18 protein-coding genes are annotated in these 19168 nt (G+C 64.1%); 10 read left to right on the forward strand and 8 right to left on the reverse strand.

Annotation, left to right across the window (positions count from 1 at the left end; genetic code table 11):
• Position 1 precedes the first annotated feature (1 nt).
• Genes BCCGELA001_RS33655 through BCCGELA001_RS33665 form a run of 3 tightly spaced genes read right to left on the reverse strand, consistent with a single transcriptional unit; the run spans position 2 to position 2789 of the window.
• A complete protein-coding gene (locus BCCGELA001_RS33655; protein WP_060737253.1) occupies positions 2-760 on the reverse strand; it encodes an ABC transporter ATP-binding protein in 759 nt (252 codons plus the stop codon).
• Positions 757-1908 (reverse strand): branched-chain amino acid ABC transporter permease, encoded by a 1152-nt coding sequence (locus tag BCCGELA001_RS33660; protein ID WP_008541381.1) that lies wholly within the window; start codon positions 1906-1908, stop codon positions 757-759. The genes BCCGELA001_RS33655 and BCCGELA001_RS33660 overlap by 4 nt, the downstream gene beginning before the upstream one ends.
• A 5-nt stretch (positions 1909-1913) precedes the next feature.
• Positions 1914-2789 (reverse strand): branched-chain amino acid ABC transporter permease, encoded by an 876-nt coding sequence (locus BCCGELA001_RS33665; RefSeq protein WP_060737254.1) that lies wholly within the window; start codon positions 2787-2789, stop codon positions 1914-1916.
• Between the two features lie 262 nt (positions 2790-3051).
• On the opposite strand from BCCGELA001_RS33665, the gene BCCGELA001_RS33670 reads away from it, so the two are divergent.
• The 7 genes from BCCGELA001_RS33670 (at position 3052) to BCCGELA001_RS33700 (ending at position 8686) form a co-directional block, all read left to right on the forward strand.
• A complete protein-coding gene (locus BCCGELA001_RS33670) occupies positions 3052-3801 on the forward strand; it encodes an ABC transporter ATP-binding protein (protein WP_060737999.1) in 750 nt (249 codons plus the stop codon).
• Positions 3798-5324, forward strand: coding sequence for a hypothetical protein (locus BCCGELA001_RS33675; RefSeq protein WP_060737255.1), 1527 nt, complete (start codon positions 3798-3800; stop codon positions 5322-5324). The genes BCCGELA001_RS33670 and BCCGELA001_RS33675 overlap by 4 nt, the downstream gene beginning before the upstream one ends.
• Before the next feature lie 80 nt (positions 5325-5404).
• Entirely contained in the window at positions 5405-5659 is a 255-nt protein-coding gene (locus tag BCCGELA001_RS33680; RefSeq protein ID WP_008541362.1) for an AbrB/MazE/SpoVT family DNA-binding domain-containing protein, read from the forward strand.
• On the forward strand, positions 5656-6060 hold the full coding sequence (locus BCCGELA001_RS33685) for a type II toxin-antitoxin system VapC family toxin (protein WP_008541360.1): 405 nt from the start codon (positions 5656-5658) through the stop codon (positions 6058-6060). The genes BCCGELA001_RS33680 and BCCGELA001_RS33685 overlap by 4 nt, the downstream gene beginning before the upstream one ends.
• Positions 6061-6118: 58 nt before the next feature.
• Complete coding sequence (locus tag BCCGELA001_RS33690) at positions 6119-6934, forward strand: MBL fold metallo-hydrolase (RefSeq protein ID WP_060737256.1); 816 nt, start codon at positions 6119-6121, stop codon at positions 6932-6934.
• Positions 6935-6999: 65 nt separating this feature from the next.
• Positions 7000-7521 (forward strand): hypothetical protein, encoded by a 522-nt coding sequence (locus tag BCCGELA001_RS33695; protein ID WP_060738000.1) that lies wholly within the window; start codon positions 7000-7002, stop codon positions 7519-7521.
• Positions 7522-7633: 112 nt separating this feature from the next.
• Positions 7634-8686: an amidohydrolase family protein gene (locus tag BCCGELA001_RS33700; protein WP_008541356.1), complete on the forward strand. Its 1053-nt coding sequence runs from the start codon at positions 7634-7636 to the stop codon at positions 8684-8686.
• Between the two features lie 79 nt (positions 8687-8765).
• On the opposite strand, the gene BCCGELA001_RS33705 is transcribed toward BCCGELA001_RS33700, so the two are convergent.
• The 3 genes from BCCGELA001_RS33705 to pcaB form a co-directional block, all read right to left on the reverse strand.
• On the reverse strand, positions 8766-9221 hold the full coding sequence (locus tag BCCGELA001_RS33705) for a cupin domain-containing protein (RefSeq protein WP_008541355.1): 456 nt from the start codon (positions 9219-9221) through the stop codon (positions 8766-8768).
• Between the two features lie 392 nt (positions 9222-9613).
• Complete coding sequence (locus BCCGELA001_RS33710; RefSeq protein WP_008541353.1) at positions 9614-10870, reverse strand: aminopeptidase; 1257 nt, start codon at positions 10868-10870, stop codon at positions 9614-9616.
• A gap of 113 nt (positions 10871-10983) precedes the next feature.
• The gene (gene pcaB / locus BCCGELA001_RS33715; protein WP_060737257.1) at positions 10984-12345 is read right to left on the reverse strand and encodes a 3-carboxy-cis,cis-muconate cycloisomerase; all 1362 of its coding nucleotides are present in this window, start codon (positions 12343-12345) and stop codon (positions 10984-10986) included.
• Positions 12346-12638: 293 nt separating this feature from the next.
• Between pcaB and BCCGELA001_RS33720 the strand changes: the two genes are divergently transcribed.
• A complete protein-coding gene (locus BCCGELA001_RS33720; RefSeq protein WP_060737258.1) occupies positions 12639-14198 on the forward strand; it encodes a winged helix-turn-helix domain-containing protein in 1560 nt (519 codons plus the stop codon).
• A 14-nt stretch (positions 14199-14212) separates the two neighbouring features.
• Here BCCGELA001_RS33720 and BCCGELA001_RS33725 read toward each other — a convergent pair whose 3' ends face one another.
• Positions 14213-14635, reverse strand: coding sequence for a GFA family protein (locus BCCGELA001_RS33725; protein ID WP_008541349.1), 423 nt, complete (start codon positions 14633-14635; stop codon positions 14213-14215).
• A gap of 85 nt (positions 14636-14720) precedes the next feature.
• A complete protein-coding gene (gene mddA / locus BCCGELA001_RS33730; RefSeq protein ID WP_008541347.1) occupies positions 14721-15509 on the reverse strand; it encodes a methanethiol S-methyltransferase in 789 nt (262 codons plus the stop codon).
• A 134-nt stretch (positions 15510-15643) separates the two neighbouring features.
• On the opposite strand from mddA, the gene BCCGELA001_RS33735 reads away from it, so the two are divergent.
• Positions 15644-17206: a winged helix-turn-helix domain-containing tetratricopeptide repeat protein gene (locus BCCGELA001_RS33735; protein WP_008541345.1), complete on the forward strand. Its 1563-nt coding sequence runs from the start codon at positions 15644-15646 to the stop codon at positions 17204-17206.
• A 320-nt stretch (positions 17207-17526) separates the two neighbouring features.
• Complete coding sequence (locus BCCGELA001_RS33740) at positions 17527-19077, forward strand: ABC transporter substrate-binding protein (protein WP_060737259.1); 1551 nt, start codon at positions 17527-17529, stop codon at positions 19075-19077.
• The last annotated feature ends 91 nt before the right edge of the window (positions 19078-19168 follow it).

Below are 19168 nucleotides of genomic sequence, written 5' to 3' on the forward strand. Positions count from 1 at the left end.
CTCAGGCTCCCAGATACGCAGCGACGACATCGGGGTGCTGCTGCACCTCGGCCGGCGAACCCATCGCCAGGACCCGGCCGTAGTTCAGCGCGATGACGCGGTCGGAGACGCGGTTGACCAGCGACATGTCGTGCTCGACCATCAGCACGGTGACGCCGAGTTCGTTCTTCAGGTCGCGGATCCAGAACGACATGTCGTCGGTCTCCTCGACATTGAGGCCGCTTGACGGCTCGTCGAGCAGGATCAGCTTCGGCTCCGAGCACAGCGCGCGCGCCAGCTCGATCACCTTGCGCACGCCATAGGGCAGACCCGAGATGAGCTTGTCGCGATAAGGCTCGAGATCGAGGAATTCGATGACCTGCTCGACCCGGCGGCGGTGCACCTTCTCGTTGGCCCGCACGCTCGGCAGGAACAGCAGTTCCTGCCAGAGCTGGGTGGTGGAATGGCGGTGACGGCCGACCAGCAGATTCGACAGCACGGTCGCGTTCTCGAACAGCTCGATGTTCTGGAAGGTGCGGGCGATGCCGAGCTTGGCGATGTCGTAGGGCGGCTGCTCGGTGATGTCCTGGTCCTCGAAGAAGATGCGGCCCGAGGTCGGCCGGTAAATCCGCGAGATCAGATTGAAGATCGAGCTCTTGCCGGCGCCGTTCGGCCCGATGATCGAGAGGATCTCGCCCTTCTCGACCGCGAAGGACACCGCATCGACGGCCTTGAGGCCACCGAAATGCAGCGACAGGTTCTCGGCGCGGAAATAGCTCATCGGTTGCGCTCCGACTTCACGTAGATCTTCTGCCGCTTGAAGCTGGCGCGCTTGTAGAGCGGGAACAGCTGGAAGAAGAGCTTGATCTTGAGCCAGCGGCCGTAAAGCCCGAGCGGCTCGAACAGCACGAACAGCACGATGATGATGCCGTAGATCGCGCCCTTCAGCCCGTTGAGCGAGGCGAAGGCGGCGACCTTGGACTGGATCTCGGCCGCGGTCGCCGAACCCGCCCCGAAAGCCGCGGCGATGCCGGCGATGATGCCGGGCATGTCGTCCTTCAGATAGGTCAGGAACGGATCGATCATGACGATGAAGATCGCGCCCAGCACCGCGCCGTGCAGGCTGAAGGTACCGCCGATCAGGATCACGATGATGAACTCGATCGAGAGCTGGAGCGTGAACATCTCCGGCGAGATGAAGGAGAGCTTGTGCGCGAACAGCACGCCGGCAAAGCCGGTGATCGCCGCCGAGATCGCGAACGACTTCACCTTGTAGAGCGCGACATTGACGCCCATGCTGCGCGCCGCCGTCTCGGAGTCGCGGATCGCGACGAAGGCGCGGCCCGTCGGCGAGCGCAGCAGATTGAGCGTGCCGACGATGGTCAGCACGAGAACGGCAAGACAGAGGTAATAGAAGGTCGGGCTGTCGCGCGGCACGGTGACGCCGAGCAGCGACAGCGTCTTGACCCGCATGCCCTCGTTGCCGTGGGTCACGCTCTCCCAGCGCGCCAGGATCTCCTCGACGATCAGGGCAAAGGAGATGGTGGCGATGACGAGATAGATGCCGGTCAGGCGCAAAGCGGGAAAGCCGACCAATGCGCCGATGATGCCGGTCAGGGCGCCGGCGGCAAGGAAATAGACCGGGAACGGCACGTTGTATTTCTGCAAGTAAGCGGCGGTGTAAGCCCCGATCGCAAGGAAGGCGGCGTGTCCGAGGGAGGCCTGGCCGGTGAAGCCGGTCAGGATCAGGAGCGCCACGCCGACGATCGCGTAGATGCAGACGAAGACGAGCTGGCTCATCAGATAGCTGGACAGCACATGGGGCGCGATCAGCAGCAGCGCGAGCAGGACGCCGTAGGAGACGATGTAGCCCGAATGCGGAAACAGCTTGATGTCGTCTTCGTAGTCGGTCTTGAACAGGAAGCGCATGGCGTTCAGACCTTCTTGCGGACGTGGAGGCCGAACAGGCCTTCGGGCTTCAACAGCAGCACGGCCAGCAGCACGAGATAGGGTGCAACGTCCTTCCAGCCCTCCGGCAGGTAGAAGCCTGCCATGCTCTCGATCACGCCGATCAGCACGCCGCCGACGACGGCGCCCGGGATCGAGCCGAAGCCGCCGAGCACCGCGGCCGGGAACGCCTTCAGGCCGAGGACGAGGCCGACATTGGAATGGATGAAGGTGATCGGCGCCAGCAGCACGCCGGCGCAGGTCGCGACCGCCGCGCTGATGGCCCAGACGATCGACACCACGCGCTTCACCGGAATGCCCATGTAATAGGCGGCGAGCATGTTCTCGGAGCTGGCGCGCATCGCGGTGCCGAGCGTGGTCTTGTTGAAGAACAGCCACAACAGCGTGCACAGGATCATCGTCGCCGCAATCACCGAGAGCTTGTCATAGGCGAGCACCAGCGAGCCCATCCGCAGCACGCCCTGGCTGAACGGCGTCTCGATCTTGAGGTCGTCGGTGCCCCAGATCATGCCGGCGATCGAGCGCAGGAAATAGCCGAGCCCGATGGTGACCATGATGATGGAGAACTGGGGATAGCCGAGGATCGGCCGCACCACGACCCGCTCCGCCACCATGCCGAACAGCGCCATGGCGGCCACTGCACCGGCGAAGCCGATCCAGTAGTTCAGGCCCATCATGCCGATGAAGGTGAATGCGAAGAAGCCGCCGAGCATCATCAGATCGCCCTGGGCGAAGTTGACGACCTCGGTGGCCTTGTAGACGAGCACGAAGCCAAGCGCGATCAGGCCGTAAACGCAGCCGAGCGCAACACCGCTGACCAGCTGCTGAACAAAATCCAGCATCGACGCGCGTCCTCCCGATGCAGCCGTCGGTTCTTCGTGACCGCTTGCTGCATCTTGTGTCCAGTCGCTACGCAGTCGTTTCGCTGCGTTAGCACCATTTGTCCCGAGACCAATTCAGCCTGAACCGCAATGCGCTGTCAACAAAGGGTGACTTGCCTTTGGCCGATCCCGGATGACGAAATTAGTCGACCGTAGATTCACGGTGCCGAAACATCTTCACGCCATGGTCGCGGGCGATGCAAAACCGGATGGTATGGCCGTCATGAAGCCGGACAGCTCAGCGCTGGAAGTCCGAGGGTTAACCAAGCGTTTTGACCGCTTGGCGGTCGACGGCCTCGATCTCACGATTCATGCCGGCGAGTTCTATGCGCTGGTCGGCCCCAACGGTGCCGGCAAGACCACCAGCTTGCGCATGGTTGCGGGCCTGCTCAGACCGGATGCCGGCAGCGTCTCGATCTTCGGCATCGATGCGCTCCAGAACCCCGTTGCCGCCAAGCAGGTGATGGCGTGGGTATCCGACGAGCCGATGATCTATGACAAGCTGACACCGCTCGAATATCTCGAATTCGTCGCCGGCCTCTGGGGCATCGCACCCTCGGCCTCGGAGCCGGTGGCGCAGGAGCTGCTCTGTTCGCTCGGCCTCGCGCCGCACCGGCACGAGCGCTGTGAGGGCTTTTCCAAGGGCATGCGCCAGAAGGTGGCGCTCGCCGGCGCACTGGTGCACGATCCCCGCCTCATCATCCTCGACGAGCCGCTGACCGGCCTCGATGCCGTCTCCGCCCGTCATGTGAAGGGCCTGCTCGGCGCGCGCGTCCGCGCCGGCTGCACGGTCATCATGACCACGCATATTCTCGAGGTCGCCGAGCGCATGGCCGACCGCATCGGCGTGATCGCATCGGGCCAGCTGGTCGCCGAAGGCACGCTCGACGAGCTGCGCCGGCAAAACGGCCATGCCGATACCAGCCTCGAGGATCTCTTCATTGCGCTGGTGACGCTTCCGGACGCCGCATGAGCTCGGCGACCGCACTGTCCTGGTTCGCCCGCCACGAGCTCCGGCTCGCCTGGCGCGAATGGTTCGCCATGATGACGGGAGGCCGGCGCAAACGCACGCGCGCTGCGGTGATCGGCCTGCTCTGCTTCGCCGCGCTGCTGCACCTGCCGGCCTGGGCCGTGATCGGTCGTTTCGCCGACCTGCAGCTGCCGCTCGACAAATCCTCGCTGATCGTGATCTCGGCGATGATCTTCCTGGCCTGGACCTTGATGCTGTCGCAGGCGATCGAATCGGTGACACGGGTGTTCTACGCCCGCGCCGATCTCGACCTCATCATGTCCTCGCCGGCGAGGCTGGCCAATTTGTTCTCGGTGCGCATCGCCGCGATCGCGCTCACCGTCACGGTGATGGCGCTGTTGTTCTCGACGCCGTTCATCGACGTGCTGGTGATCGGCGGCGGCGCGCGCTGGCTCAGCGCCTTCGGCGTCGTGGTCGCGATGGGCCTGTCGGCCGCAGCGATCTCGATCGCCATCACCATCCTGCTGTTCCGGCTGATCGGCCCGGCGCGGACCCGTCTCATCGCCCAGATCCTCGCCGCGATCATCGGCGCCGGCTTCGTGATCGCGCTCCAGGTCGCCGCGATCATGTCCTACGGCACGCTGTCGCGCTTCACCATCCTGACCTCGGGCAGCCTCGAAGCCTACGCGCCCGACGTCGACAGCATCTGGTGGTGGCCGGCGCGCGCGGCCCTCGGCGACAGCGAGGCGTTGCTGCTGCTGCTGGCGCTCGGCCTGGTGCTGCTCGGAAGCGTCATGGCGATCTTGTCCGGCCGCTTTGCCGACACCGCCATCGATGCGGCGGCCTATGGCGCATCCGGCCGCGTGCGTACCAAGGAGCGCCCGTTCCGCGGCGGATCGCGGCAGCAGGCATTGCGGCGCAAGGAGTTCATGCTGCTGTGGCGCGATCCCTGGCTGATCTCGCAGACGCTGATGCAGCTGCTCTACCTCGTGCCGCCGGCGCTGCTGCTCTGGCGCAATTTCGCCGAGAGCTCCGCGGCACTGACGCTGATCACACCGGTGATCGTGATGGCGGCCGGACAGCTCGCCGGCGGGCTGGCCTGGCTCACGATCTCGGGCGAGGACGCCCCCGACCTCGTCGCCACCGCACCGCTGACGCCATCCAGCGTCACCCGCGCCAAGATCGAGGTGGTGCTGATCGCGATCGCCGTGATCTTCTGCCCGCTGGTGGCGGCGCTGGCCTTCGCCTCACCATTCCAGGCGGCGATCAGCGCCGGCGCGGTAATCGTCAGCGCGGCCTCCGCCACCGCGATCCAGCTCTGGTTCCGGGTGCAGGCCCGGCGCAGCCAATTCCGCCGCCGCCAGACCTCCTCGCGGCTGGCGACCTTTGCCGAGGCCTTCTCCTCGATCGGCTGGGCGGCCACCGCCGCGCTGCTGCTGGCCCTGCCCATCGCCGGCCTCGTCAGCGGCCTGATCACGGCCGGTCTCGTCGCAATGACGTGGAAGTTCAGCCCAAAGCGGGACTAGAAAGCGGGTGTGGTACCCGTCTCGCCCTTGAAAGTAAGGCTAAATTGCCTTACTTGTAGGCAGCAAGAATTGAGGCTCCGATGAGTATCCTTACTGTCACGGCAAAGGGACAGGTCACGCTCCGGAAGGATCTCCTGGAACACCTCGGTGTACATCCGGGCGACAAGATCTCGATAGAAAAACTTCCAGGGGGACGAGTTGAGGTGAAGGCCGCTCGGCCGACCGGAAAGATTTCGGATGCCTTCGGCTTCCTGAAAGGAAAAACGAACGATCGATCACTGTCGATCGAGGAAATGAACGAAGTCATTGCTGATGGCTGGGCCGGTAAGCGATGAAGATAACACCTGACACCAATGTCCTGGTGCGGGTTCTGGTCGGAGATCATGCCGAACAGAGCAAGGTGGCCGAAGCCCTTCTCAAGAAGGCAGATCTCATAGCTATTTCGATCCCCGCATTGTGCGAGCTGACCTGGGTTCTCTCTCGAGGCTACAAGACTTCGGCTGCCAATATCTCGGCTTCGATCCGGCACTTGATCAATGCCTCCAATACGGTTGTTGACCGGCCCGCGGTCGAGGCCGGATTGGCGTTCCTCGATGCCGGGGGTGATTTCGCCGATGGTGTCATCGCTCATGAGGGCAATTGGCTTGGAGCCGATACCTTCGTTTCTTTCGACAAAAGGGCCGTGAAACTGGTCGAGGCAAGCGGCGGATTGGCGCGGTTGGCCGGCGGCACATGACGCAAGGATAATTCGTCGATACACTCAGCAGGTCGTTGATGAGCGGCGGACGGTTTTCATGTTTCGACTCCTGCTGACGGCTTTTACGTTTCTCGGCTCGCTGGCCGCACCTGTTCTCGCCCAGCAGCCACCACAGCGCAGCGAATGCCTGGCGATGGCGAACGCGGCGCCCCGCGCGATGCCAGTCGCGTTCCGGCAGGCCGCCGCGGCCCCCGGGGTCGAGATCACCTATGCCGGCCATTCCACCTATTTCATCGACACGCCCGGCGGCCTGCGCATCGCCACCGACTATAGCGGCGCCTATCAGGTCGGCCGGCTCCCCGACGTCGTCACCATGAACCGGGCCCACAGCACCCATTACACACTATTCCCGGACAAGCGCATTCCCCATGTGCTGCATGGCTGGAGCGAGGACGGCAAGCCGGCCATCGTGTCGACCCGCGTCAGCGACACCATCATCCGCAACGTCACCACCGACATCCGCCGCTATTTCGGCGACGATGCCGGTAGCGACATGATCCGTGACGGCAACTCGATCTTCATCTTCGAGGTCGCCGGCCTCTGCATCGGGCATCTCGGCCATCTCCACCACAAGCTGGACGACAGCCATTTCGCCCAGATCGGGCGGCTCGACATCGTGATGGTGCCGATCGACGGCACCTACACCATGTCGCTGGGCGGCATCTCCGAGATCACCAAGCGGCTGCGCGCCTCCGTGGTGCTGCCGATGCATCGCTTCGCCACGCCGCTCGACGATTTCATGCGCCGGATCGGACAGGACTTCGAGATCGACCGCCGCTCGGAGCGCTCGTTCCGGATGTCGCGGGATGCGCTGCCGTCGCAGCCCACCGTGATCATCCTTGACGGGGTCTGAGACGCAATTTTTTCCAAGTCTGCCGAAGCCCGCTCGTGCTGATCTCACCGCAAGAGGAGATCACCATGGTGGACTTTGCCAGATTGCTGCACGCGGACGGACCAAACCCAGAGCATGCAGCGGCGCTCCAATTGTATGGCCGCTTCGTCGGGGACTGGGATGCCGAGATCACCGCTCACGGCCCCGATGGAACGAGGCACACGGCGCCCGGCGAGATCCATTTCGGCTGGGTGCTGCAGGGACGCGCCGTGCAGGACGTCTGGATTATCCCCCGGCCCGCGGGCACGCCGGCCTTTCCGATCGCCGGCAATTGGTACGGCACGACGTTGCGGGTCTATGACCCCACCATCGCCGCGTGGCGGATTTCCTGGTTCGATCCCGGCCGGAGCCTGTTCCGCCAGCAGATCGGCCGTCCGCGGGGCGATGACATCGTGCAGGAAGGCACGACCGAGACGGGCGAACTGACGCGCTGGAGCTTTACGGAGATCACCGGCGATTCCTTCCATTGGCTTGGGGAGATCAAGCCTGCGACGGCCGCGGACTGGCGGCTGATGGTCGATGTGAGGGCAAAGCGGCGCAAGGGCTGACGACAGCGTCGCTGTGCTCGCGATGACGGGTGCGGTTGCACGGCGCGCGCTGCTGCATGACGACGTGAGGTGCTAGGCTCCCCACACAAAAACAATGAGGGAGCGAACGTCGATGGCTGCAAGCGGGTTGCCCGCCAATACGAGCGGGCTGTTTGTCGAGCCGCGCGAGGACTGGCTCGCGCTGCACCAGGAGGAGATCATCGATCCGTCACGGCCGATCGTCGATCCTCATCACCATCTCTGGAATCGCGGGCACCGCTATCTGATCGAGGAGATGGCGGCCGATATCGCGACCGGCCATAACGTCATTGCCACCGTCTATGTCGATTGCCGCTCGATGTACCGCGCGCACGGGCCGGAGGCGTTCCGGCCCGTGGGAGAGGTCGAGTTCGCCAACGGCGTCGCCGCGATGAGCGCGAGCGGTGCTTACGGCAAGGCCGCGATCTGCGCCGGCATCGTCAGCCACGCCAATCTGCTGCTGGGCGACGCCGCCAAGCCGGTGCTGGAAGCGGAGATCGCGGCCGGCAATGGCCGCTTCCGCGGCATCAGGCATTCCTCGGCCTGGGACGAGGACCCCGTCGTCGCCGGCATGTATGCGAACAGGCCGAAGGGATTGTTGCGGGATCCGGCCTTCCGCAAGGGCTTTGCGTGCCTCGCGCCGCTCAACCTCAGCTTCGACGCCTGGCTGTTCCACCCGCAGATCGGCGAACTGACAGAACTGGCCCGCGCCTTCCCCGACACCAGGATCGTGCTCGACCATTGCGGCGGCCCCGCCGGCGTCGGCCGCTTCGCAGGACGGCGCGAGGAGGTGTTTGCGCAATGGCGCGCCTCGATCCAGGACATCGCCAAATGCGAGAACGTGGTGGTGAAGCTCGGCGGGCTCGCCATGTGCCTGCTCGGCTATGACTTCCATTTGCGCGAGAGGCCGCCATCCTCAGAGGAACTCGCTGCCGCCTGGCGGCCCTATGTCGAAACCTGCATCGAGGCATTCGGCACCAAGCGCGCGATGTTTGAGAGCAACTTCCCGCCGGACAAGGGCCAGTGCAGCTACCAGGTGATCTTCAACGCCTTCAAGCGCATCGCATCGCCTCTGAGCGAGGCCGAGAAGACCGCGCTGTTCTCGCAGACTGCGATCGACGTCTATCGGCTCGAACTGCCGTCATGACGAGAAGAGGGGCCGGGATGTTATCCCGACCCCTCTTCCGTCGTAGCCGCTGGGAAGCGTCCTTGAAACGTTGAGAGCTCTAGCCCGCGCCCATCAGCGAGGCCGGACGGCGCTCGCCACCGAAGGCGAAGATCTTCTTGAGCTTGTTGACGACGCGGATCAGGAAACCGATCATCACGGGATTGGTCTTGCGGCAGAACGCGATCTTCTTGACGTGGCCTTCGACATGCCATTTGGCATGCGCGCCGTCGCGGAAGAAGATGACGTCTCCGGGGCCGTAGCGCTTCGGCGGCATGCCGTCGCTTTCGAGCACGATCGATCCTTCCATGATCATGATCGTCTCGTCGATATCGTAGTACCAGTTGAAGCGCCCTTCGGTGCATTGCCAGATGATGGTCTGGGCGGTGCCGTCGGCGCTGGTCGACAGGACGCGCGAGCGCGAGACCGGATTACCCTCGATGACCCAGGACGGCTCGATCGGCCGAAGTTCGAGATCGACATTGGAACTACCGACTTCAATCAATGCGCGCGACATCTGCTTCCTCGGGAAATGATATTTGCGGCCGAGCCGGGCCGGGATTGTTTCGAAAGATATTGGGACGCTAGTCATCCGTTTTTAATTCTTTCTTACATCGACTTCGAGAATCGGTCGGAAGCGACACGTGCTCACGGTTAACGTCGCAATTCCCTTGCAAATCCGCGTACATGCCCGGTCTTTTTCCCGGGTGCGACAAAATGCGCGAAGGCACGGACGGAGCCCATGCCTCTACGCTCCAGAGTCTGGTCGTCACTCCGGCGGCGCGCTCGTGTTGCTCCGGCGCGGGATGCGCGCGGGAGTTCTTCAAGGACCGGCGCAAGACTAATGGCCGGTGAATGGGCCACGGAATATGTCGCGCCGCGTTCACCTCCTCAGAAGGGAGGTACGCGCTACTTCACCCACTCGCCCTTGCGGAACACCGGCACCTTGCTGCCGTCGGCGAGAATGCCGTCGATGTCGGTCTCGGCCGAACCGATCATCCAGTCGATGTGGATCAGGCTCTGGTTGCCGCCCTGCGCGGCGATCTGCTGCGGCGTGAGCTGCGCGCCGTTGACGAAGCATTTCGAGTAGCACTGGCCGAGCGCGATGTGCGAGGCCGCGTTCTCGTCGAACAGGGTGTTGTAGAACAACAACCCGCTCTGCGAGATCGGTGAGGAATGCGGCACCAGCGCCACCTCGCCGAGGCGGCGCGCGCCCTCGTCGGTGTCGAGCACTTTGTTCAGCACCTCCGAACCACGCGACGCCTTTGCGTCGACGATCTTGCCGTCCTCGAAGCGCACCGCGATGTTGTCGATCAACGTGCCCTGGTAGGACAGCGGCTTCGAGCTCACGACGTGACCGTAGACCCGGCGGCAATGCGGCGTGGTGAAGACCTCTTCGGTCGGGATGTTGGCGTTGCAGCTGATGCCATTCTTGGAGAGCGAGGCGCCGCCCTCCCATTCGTGGCCGTCGGCAAGACCGATGGTGAGATCGGTGCCGGGTCCCGAATATTGCAACGCGCGAAAACGCTGGCCGTTGAGCCAGTTGGTGCGCTCGCGCAGCACCGCATTGTGGCTCGCCCAATTGGCCATCGCATCTTCGCGGTCGACCCGGGACGCCGCGAAGATCGCGTCCGCGAGCTTGCCGATCGCGACGTCTTCCGGCTCGTTCGGAAACACCTGCTTGGCCCAGGACGGGCTCGGATAGGCGATGATATTCCAGTTGGTGTCGAAATTGACGATTTTCTCGAGCGCCGGCTGATAGGCCATGGAATTGGCCTTGCTGGCGCGCGCCACCTTGGAAGGATCCTCGCCGGACAACAGCATCGGGTTGTCGCCGACGATGGCGAGCCGTGCGGTGTTGTCCGAAAAGGCCTTGGCCATGCCCTCGTACAGCCAACCGGCGGCACGGTCGAAGCTGTCATCGTGGCCGTGACGGTAGCGCGCCAGCGTCATCTCCTCGTCCGACAGGATCGGCGTCACGATGCCGGCGCCGGCCTTGTAGGCGTGCACGGCGATCCGCCGCACCAGCGGCAGCGCGATCGCAGGCGCCGTCAGAAGCAGATCCTGTCCCGGCCGCAAGCCCAGGCCCACCTTCACCGCCACCTCGGCCAGCCGGTCGAGTTTTGCGGGATCGATGGGAGTAGCGGAATTGCGGTGATCGGTCATGCGGGTCCCTCTGCCGGAAGTCTCTCGTTCAATCTAAGTCTAGCATCGCGAGGCGCAAGTGCGCGAGCACCTTGCGAGACCGACAAGATACGCAGTTTCGCGCATATTGGTTTTCAACGCGTTGCCGATTTCAGCACCCGGTCGACCATGGCGGGCGCAAGGCCGAGGTAATTTTTCGGTGAGGTGAGCGCCTCGATTGCGACGCGGTCGATGCGGCTCAAGACGCGGGAGTCGGAGGCGAGCGCATCCGCCAGGCTCAAGCCTTTGTCATTGGCGAGCCGGCAGGCGTCATAGACCACGTCATGCGCTTCCTGCCGCCCGATCTGCGGCGCCAACCCCATCATGACCGCTTCCGCAACGATCAGGCCGCGGCTGACGGCGAGATTGTCGTTCATCTTCGCCTCGTCCACGACGAGGCCCGCGAGTGCGAACTTCGCCTGGTGCAGCGCGCCGGCCGTCAGCACGAAGCTTTCGGGGATCGCCATCCATTCGGCGTGCCAGGGACCGGTGGCGCGCTCGAAATCCTGCACCATGGCATCGAGCATCAGGCCTGCGTGCTGGCGCACCGCCTTGGACGCCGCGAGCATCAATTCGGAGGAGATCGGGTTGCGCTTCTGCGGCATGGTCGAAGAGGCGCCGCGGCCTTTGACGAAGGGCTCATAGACTTCCGCGAACTCGGTCGAGGCCATGATCATGATATCGAGCGCGATCTTGCCGAGCGAACCGGTGACGAGCGCCAGGAAGTTCACGGCCTCGGCAAAGCCGTCGCGCGCGACGTGCCAGGTCGAGGCGGGAACGCCGAGCTTCAATTCGGCGCACAGAGCCTCCTGCACCTCGAATCCCTTGTCGCCGAGCGAGGCCAGCGTGCCGGCGGCGCCCGCAAACTGACCGACCAGGACGCGTGGCTTCAATTGCGCCAGACGCTCGGCATGGCGATCGAACATCGCGAGCCAGATCGCGGTCTTGTAGCCAAACGTCACCGGCAGCGCCTGCTGGAGATGGGTGCGGCCCGCCATCGGCGTGTCGCGGTATCGCTTCGACAGATCGGCCAGAATGCGGCGGAGCTCGGCAATGTCCCTTTCGACGATCGCGAGCGCGGCACGCAGCTGCAGGACCACGGCGGTGTCCATGATGTCCTGCGTGGTCGCACCCCAGTGCACATAGCGGCCGGCCTCGCCGCATTGCTTCACCATCTGATGCACCAGGGGCAGAATCGGATAGCCGACGATGTCGGTCTCCTGCCGCAACAGCTCGAAATCGAGCGTGGCGACATTGGTCCGCGCCGCGATCCGGTCGGCGGCGTCCTGCGGGATCACGCCGCATCTGGCCTCCGCCTTCGCCAGCGCCACCTCGACCTCGGCATAGCGTGCCACCAGCGCGACATCGGAGAACACCTCCCGCATCTCGGGCGTGCCGAAGGCGTCGCGGAAAAGCATGGAGTCGATCACGGTGGTGGAGGCGGGAAAAGCGGGCATGGCGTTTCTTCGTGGTTGATGTGTGCGCTTGAAGGCAGCTTACGCAGGCCGCGCTGTTCGGCAATGCACAAAGGCATTCCCCGGTCATTCCGGGGGCGCCGAAGCAGGCCCGGAAGACCAGACAGAGCCCAAAGCCACCTTGTTTGAGGCCCTCTTCCCGTCCCAACAGCGTGACCTCGATCACGCAATCGTGGTGAACCGGATTGACCGTTCGGCGGACTTACATACTTCGAGTCGAAGTCCATTTGAATTTTGTCATTGCCTGCTGTCTTTCTGAGCCCAGAGTTTTCGACGTGCAGTTTATGTTCCAGGACCATCTTCTCGACACCGACCGGCGCGAGCTGAGCCGCGAGCAGGTTCCCATTGCCGTGGAACCGCAGGTTTTCGATCTGGTCGTCCATCTCATGGAAAATCGCGACCGGGTGGTCAGCAAGGATGAGCTGATCGACAAGATCTGGCACGGCCGCAGCGTGTCGGAATCCACGCTGACCAGCCGGATCAACGCGGCGCGCAAGGCGATCGGCGACAACGGGGCCAACCAGGCGTTAATCCGCACCATCGCGCGCAAGGGCTTTCGCTTTGTCGGCGACGTCGAGGCAAAGCGCGGGGCGGTCGCGCCGGAACCCGGCCTTGCGGCGCAGACGCCGCAGACCACGCTCGCCCTGCCTGACCGGCCCGCGATCGCGGTGCTGCCCTTCACCAATATGAGCGGCGACCGCGAGCAGGACTATTTCTCCGACGGCATCAGCGAGGACATCATCACCGCGCTGTCGAAGCTGCGCTGGTTCTTCGTCGTCGCGCGCAATTCCTCCTTCGTCTACAAGGGCCGCGCCGTGCACCTCCACGAGGTCGCGCGCGAGCTCGGCGTGCGCTACGTGGTCGAAGGCAGCGTGCGACGCAGCGGTGAGCGGCTGCGCATCTCGGCCCAGCTCAACGACGTCTCGACCGGCAGCCATCTCTGGGCCGAGCGCTACGATCGCGAGCTCGCCGACATCTTCGCCGTGCAGGACGAGATCACGGAGGCGATCGTCGCCGCGATCGAGCCGCAGCTTTATGCCGCCGAGAGCTTTCGCGCCCAACGCAAGCCGCCGGGCAGCCTGGACGCCTGGGACCTCGTGATGCGCGCCTTGTCGCATCACTGGCGCAGCACGCGCGAGGACAATGCCGCCGCGCAACGGCTGCTCGAACAGGCCGTCGCGATCGATCCCAGCTATGGCAAGGCGCTCGGCCTGCTCGCAACCAGCCATATCTTCGGCGCCCATATGGGCTGGGCCGACATGCCCGCGACCATCCCGATCGCCGAACGCGCGGCACTGGCCGCGGTGGAGGCCGATCGCGACGATGCCTGGGCCCATCACGGTCTCGCCTATACCTATCTGTTCCGCCGCCGTTTCGAGGATGCACTGGCGGAGTTCGAGCTGGCCCTGAGCCTCAATCCGAATTTCGCGATGGCGCACGCCTTCTATGGCGTGACGCTGTGCTATGCGGGACGCTGGCAGGACGGCGATGCTGCCGCGCGCCGAGCGCTGCGACTCAGTCCACGCGATCCGCTCGCGGCGATCTATTGTGGCGTTGCGGCCTATGCCCGCTTCGTCGGCCGCGACTACGAAGGCGCCATGCAGATGGCGCGCGAATCGCTCCGGCAACGCGGCGATTTCGTCGGCGCGCATCGCGTGCTGACGGCCGCCGCCGGCATGTCGGGAAATTCGGCGCTTGCCGCGTCCGCCCTGGAAGGCCTGCGCCGCGCCCAACCCGGCATTTCGCTCGCCTGGATCACCCGCGAGCTGCCGATGCTGCGAGACGAGGACCGCGCGCACTATCTGGAGGGATTGCGGCGCGCGGGGATGCGGTAGGAAAGAGCCGTGCCCTACTCCTGCATCATCTCGCCGCTGCCGCCGAACTCTGCGGGGAAATCCTTCAGCTTGGGCAGGCCGTCGCGCATCGGCAGCACCGTCTCGGCGTAGTTGACGTGGACGCCGGGCGTGAATGCGAGCGTGGGAATGGTGGCGGTGAAGACGTCCACCAGACCGAGCGGCGGATGGTTGGTCATGAGATGACCGCCGCACTTCTTGCAGAACTTGCGCTGGCTCAGCGGCGTCTTGGCGAAGGTCTCGACATTCTGGGCGCCTTCGGTGATACGCACGGCCTCGGGCTTCCAGAGGCTGAAGGCGTTCACCGGCCCGCCCGACCATGAGCGGCAGGAGCGGCAATGGCAATAGCCCATCGCCTCCGGCGCGCCAGTGACCTCGACGGTGACCGCGCCGCAGAAGCAGTTTCCGACATGTTTCATTGGGTTCTCCGTTGATGCAGGATCGATATCGGACGTCGGGCGCCCACGCGTCTGCTTGCGATCGACGCGGGGCGCGAGGCGAAGACTATACCGTTCTGCGCCAGGGGATAAGCATCGACACCCGCTGCTTGTACTGCCGGTACTCGTCGCCGAAGAGAGCGACGAGGTCGCGTTCCTCCAGCGCGATGCCGACGAAGATGTAGAGCGTGGTCACGACGGCGAACAGCAGATGGCCTGCGGTCATGACCGGTGCCGCCCAGAACGCGATGATGAAGCCGAGATAGATCGGATGGCGCACGAATTTGTAGAGTAGCGGCGTCTTGAAGCGCGGCGCCTCCGCCTCCTTGCCGACGAGATGATTGGTCACCTGATGCAGGCCGAACAACTCGAAATGGTTGATGATGAAGGTCGAGGTGAACACCAGCACCCAGCCCGCAAAGGCCAGCGTGACCACCGTCACGGCGAGATCGGGGTTCTGGACCTCCCATATGACCGCCGGCAGCGGACGCCACTGCCAGAACAGGAGGAGCAATGACAGGCTCGCCAGCAACACATAGGTGCTGCGCTCGACAGGCCTCGGGACGAACTGCGTCCACCACGCCTTGAAGCCCTGGCGCGCCATCACGCTGTGCTGGATCGCAAACAGCGCCATCAGCAGGAGATTGACGATGATAGCTTCAAACGGCGGCGTCGCGGTTCCCGTGTCGATGGTCTTCGGCACCACCAGCCCCATGACGAAGCCGATAGCGTAGAGAATGGTCACGAAAAACACGACATATGCCGCAATTCCGTACAGAAAGGCGATGAACTTGAAAATGCGTGAGCCCGCAACCTCCGGGCCGATCGAATGAACTTGGTGCTCAATCTGGGACATGAAAAGCTCCGTTGTGCAAAAGCAGCGGCAATCCATTGGTCGGCGCACCCTGCACCCGCGACGGGGACAAGACTTTCGCGGACGGTTTATTTTCGCCTGAGACGCCTTTGATTTTAGCTTGAGACGACAAGAACGTGCGATTTCGCTTTGAAAACAACGTGCTCGACGGCGACTTGCGGGAGCTCACGCGCGACGGGGCGGCCGTGCCGCTGCAGCCGCAAGTGTTCGATCTGTTGCTCTATCTGGTCGCGCAACGCGCGCGAGTGGTCAGCAAGGATGACCTGATCAGCCAGATCTGGAGCGACCGCATCGTCTCGGACTCCGCACTCAACAGCCGGATCAACGCCGCGCGCAAGGCGATCGGTGACGACGGCGTGACCCAGCGGCTGATCAAGACCATCCCGCGCAAGGGTTTTCGTTTCGTCGGGGACATCCGTGAAGACATCCGCGAAAACCCGGCAGCTTCGCCTGCGCAGGCTGAATCGGCTCCTGCCCGGCCGCGCACGGCGGCGGACCGCCCGGCTGTCGCAGTGCTCGCCTTCGAGAACATGAGCGGCGATCCCGAGCAGGATTATTTCGGCGACGGAATCAGCGAGGACATCCTGACCGCGCTGTCGAAACAGCGCTGGTTTATGGTGATCGCCCGCAATTCGTCTTTCACCTACAAGGGACGCGCGGTCCACATCAGGCAGGTCGCCGAGGAACTCGGCGTCCGCTACATCGTCGAAGGCAGCGTTCGCAAGGCGGGAAACCGGGTGCGTATCACCGCCCAGCTCAACGACGCTGCGTCAGGGAGCCATCTCTGGGCCGAACGTTATGACCGCGACTTGGTCGACGTCTTCGCCGTGCAGGACGAGATCACCAACGCGATCGTCGCAGCCATCGAGCCGCAGATCCTTGCTGCGGAGGATTTCCGCGCGAAGCGCAAGCCGCCGGCGAGCCTCGATGCATGGGACCTGCTGATGCGGGCGTTGTCGCATTACTGGCGCGTAACGCGTGGGGATCACGAGGCCGCCCGGGCGTTGCTTGAGCGCGCCATCGGGATCGACCCGAATTATGGCCAGGCCCTCTCGGTGCTGGCAGCGAACCACATGTTCGGCGTGCATCTCGGCTGGGCCGAGCTTGCCGCGGTGGCACCGGCCGCGGAAGCCGCCGCGCTCGCGGCCGTTCGCTGCGACCATGAGGACGCCTGGGCGCATGCCGCGCTCGGCAGCGTCTGCTTCTCGACCCGCAGGCTGCCCGACGCACTGTCCGAGTTCGAGCAGGCGCTCGCGCTCAATCCAAACTTCTCGCTGGCGCAGGGCTATTACGCGCTGGCCTTGTCCTATGCCGGACGCACGAAGGAGTCATTCGAGGCAGCGCAGAAGGCCATCCGGCTCTCGCCGCGCGATCCCTCGCTCGCGATCTATCACGGCATCGCCGCCTATGCGCGCTTCACCGAGCGGCACTATGACGAGGCGATCGCGCTGGCGCGCGAGGCCATCCGCCACCGCGGCGACCTCACCGGCGCCTATCGCGTGCTCGCGGTCTCCGCCGGCATGACCGGAGACGGGATGCTGGCGGAGATGGCGCTGGGCGAGCTCCGCCGCACCCAGCCCGGCATCTCGCTGCACTGGATCGCGACGCAATTGCCGTGGGCCAATGACGCTGACCGCGAGCACTATCTGGAAGGATTCCGCCGGGCGGGCCTGCGGTAGACCGCCGAAAGCCCAGCTACGTCGCGCGCTTGCCGCGCAAATGCACCACCGCCGGCTTGCCGCGACGCTGTGTCGCTAGTCGCGGCTCCATGTCGGCCAACGACCGACCCGACGACCGCCCCGGCGATAAGAGCCGATTCATCAAAATAGGACGCGCTGTACATTTTTTGTGCGAACGCTGTCGAGACTTTCATCTTGCGGCGCCGAACGGGACTGTGTGAGCCTCGACATTGGATGGGGAATGGGATGGGCCTGCCGTCGCTTTTGCGCGCGAGCGTTGCGAAGCGTCTACGGCTGGTCTCGCTTGGGAAAGATACGACATGCCAAAACGAGTGTTGCTTGGTCTCCTCCTGGCTTGCGGCCTCACGGTGCCCGCACTGGCGCAAGAGCCGAAAACGGGAGGCGTGATCAATGCCGTGATCCAGCCCGAGCCGCCCGGCCTGATGCTTGCGCAGGTCCAGAACGGCCCGACCCAGATGGTGTCGGGCAATATCTTCGAGGGGCTCTTGCGCTACAGCCCCAAGCTCGAGCCTCTGCCTGAGCTTGCCGAGAGCTGGAGCGTGAGCGAGGACGCCAAAACCTACAGCTTCAAGCTCAGGAAGGGCGTGACCTGGCATGACGGCAAGCCATTCACGGCCGCCGACGTGCTGTTCTCGATCGAGATGCTGAAGCAGACGCATGCCCGCGCCCGCACCAACCTGGCGCAGGTCGACAAGATCGAGGCACCCGACGACCATACGGTGGTCTTCACCCTGAAGCAGCCGTTCGGCCCGTTCCTCGGCATCTTCGAGGTCGGCTCGATGCCGATGGTGCCGAAGCATCTCTATGAAGGCACCGACTGGAAGACCAACCCCTACAACAACGCGCCCATCGGCACCGGCCCCTTCATGTTCAGGGAATGGCAGAAGGGCTCGTTCATCCGCCTGGTCAAGAACCCGAACTATTACGAGAAGGGCAAGCCCTATATCGACGAGATCTACTGGCAGATCATTCCCGACGCCGCGGCGCGCTCGGTGGCGTTCGAGACAGGCAAGGTCGACGTGCTGCCCGGCGGCTCGGTCGAGAATTTCGACGTGCCGCGCCTGTCCAAGCTGAAGGACACCTGCGTTACCGGCGCCGGCTGGGAGTTCTTCTCGCCGCTGGCTTGGCTGTGGCTCAACAACCGTCAGGGACCGCTCGCCGACAAGCGGGTGCGGCAGGCGATCATGTATGCGATCGATCGCGACTTCGCCAAGGACGTGATCTGGAACGGGCTCGGCAAGGTCGCGACCGGCCCGTCGGCCTCGACCATCAAATACTACACCGACGACGTGAAGAAATACCCATACGACCCGGCCAAGGCCAAGGCGCTGCTGAAGGAAGCCGGCTACAAGGGCGAGAAGATCCGCCTGCTGCCGCTCGCTTATGGCGAGACCTGGCAACGCTGGGGCGAGGCCGTGAAGCAGAACCTGCAGGACGTCGGCATCAACATCGAGACGATCGCCACCGACGTTGCCGGCGGCAACCAGAAGATCGGCGACTGGGACTACGACATCGCCTTCACCTATCTCTACCAGTATGGCGATCCCGCGCTCGGCGTCGGCCGCAACTACATCTCCAGCAACATCGCGAAGGGACAGGTCTTCAACAACGTCGAGGGCTATTCCAACCCGGAGATCGACAAGCTGTTCGCCGACGGCGCGGTTGCGACGCCGGACTCCAAGCGCAAGGAGATCTACGAGAAGGCGCAGAAGATCCTGGTCGAGGACGTGCCGGTGGCCTGGATGCTGGAGCTGCAATTCCCGACGATCACGCGGTGCAAGGTCAAGAACCTGATCACCACGGGCATCGGGGTCAATGACGGCTTCAAGGACGCATGGCTCGACAAGTGATGGGGGTGCTCCTTTCCCTTTCCCCGCTTGCGGGGAGAGGGAGCTCACCGTCACCCCGGCTCGAGTTCACGCCACAAGATATGACGCACTA

This window comes from Bradyrhizobium sp. CCGE-LA001, from assembly GCF_000296215.2.
GTDB lineage: Bacteria > Pseudomonadota > Alphaproteobacteria > Rhizobiales > Xanthobacteraceae > Bradyrhizobium.

Coding starts and splice junctions, on each gene's coding strand:
- BCCGELA001_RS33655 (WP_060737253.1), bottom strand. CDS start 760: ATGAGCTATTTCCGCGCCGAGAACCTGTCGCTGCATTTCGGTGGCCTC.
- BCCGELA001_RS33660 (WP_008541381.1), bottom strand. CDS start 1,908: ATGCGCTTCCTGTTCAAGACCGACTACGAAGACGACATCAAGCTGTTT.
- BCCGELA001_RS33665 (WP_060737254.1), bottom strand. CDS start 2,789: ATGCTGGATTTTGTTCAGCAGCTGGTCAGCGGTGTTGCGCTCGGCTGC.
- BCCGELA001_RS33670 (WP_060737999.1), top strand. CDS start 3,052: ATGAAGCCGGACAGCTCAGCGCTGGAAGTCCGAGGGTTAACCAAGCGT.
- BCCGELA001_RS33675 (WP_060737255.1), top strand. CDS start 3,798: ATGAGCTCGGCGACCGCACTGTCCTGGTTCGCCCGCCACGAGCTCCGG.
- BCCGELA001_RS33680 (WP_008541362.1), top strand. CDS start 5,405: ATGAGTATCCTTACTGTCACGGCAAAGGGACAGGTCACGCTCCGGAAG.
- BCCGELA001_RS33685 (WP_008541360.1), top strand. CDS start 5,656: ATGAAGATAACACCTGACACCAATGTCCTGGTGCGGGTTCTGGTCGGA.
- BCCGELA001_RS33690 (WP_060737256.1), top strand. CDS start 6,119: ATGTTTCGACTCCTGCTGACGGCTTTTACGTTTCTCGGCTCGCTGGCC.
- BCCGELA001_RS33695 (WP_060738000.1), top strand. CDS start 7,000: ATGGTGGACTTTGCCAGATTGCTGCACGCGGACGGACCAAACCCAGAG.
- BCCGELA001_RS33700 (WP_008541356.1), top strand. CDS start 7,634: ATGGCTGCAAGCGGGTTGCCCGCCAATACGAGCGGGCTGTTTGTCGAG.
- BCCGELA001_RS33705 (WP_008541355.1), bottom strand. CDS start 9,221: ATGTCGCGCGCATTGATTGAAGTCGGTAGTTCCAATGTCGATCTCGAA.
- BCCGELA001_RS33710 (WP_008541353.1), bottom strand. CDS start 10,870: ATGACCGATCACCGCAATTCCGCTACTCCCATCGATCCCGCAAAACTC.
- pcaB (WP_060737257.1), bottom strand. CDS start 12,345: ATGCCCGCTTTTCCCGCCTCCACCACCGTGATCGACTCCATGCTTTTC.
- BCCGELA001_RS33725 (WP_008541349.1), bottom strand. CDS start 14,635: ATGAAACATGTCGGAAACTGCTTCTGCGGCGCGGTCACCGTCGAGGTC.
- mddA (WP_008541347.1), bottom strand. CDS start 15,509: ATGTCCCAGATTGAGCACCAAGTTCATTCGATCGGCCCGGAGGTTGCG.
- BCCGELA001_RS33740 (WP_060737259.1), top strand. CDS start 17,527: ATGCCAAAACGAGTGTTGCTTGGTCTCCTCCTGGCTTGCGGCCTCACG.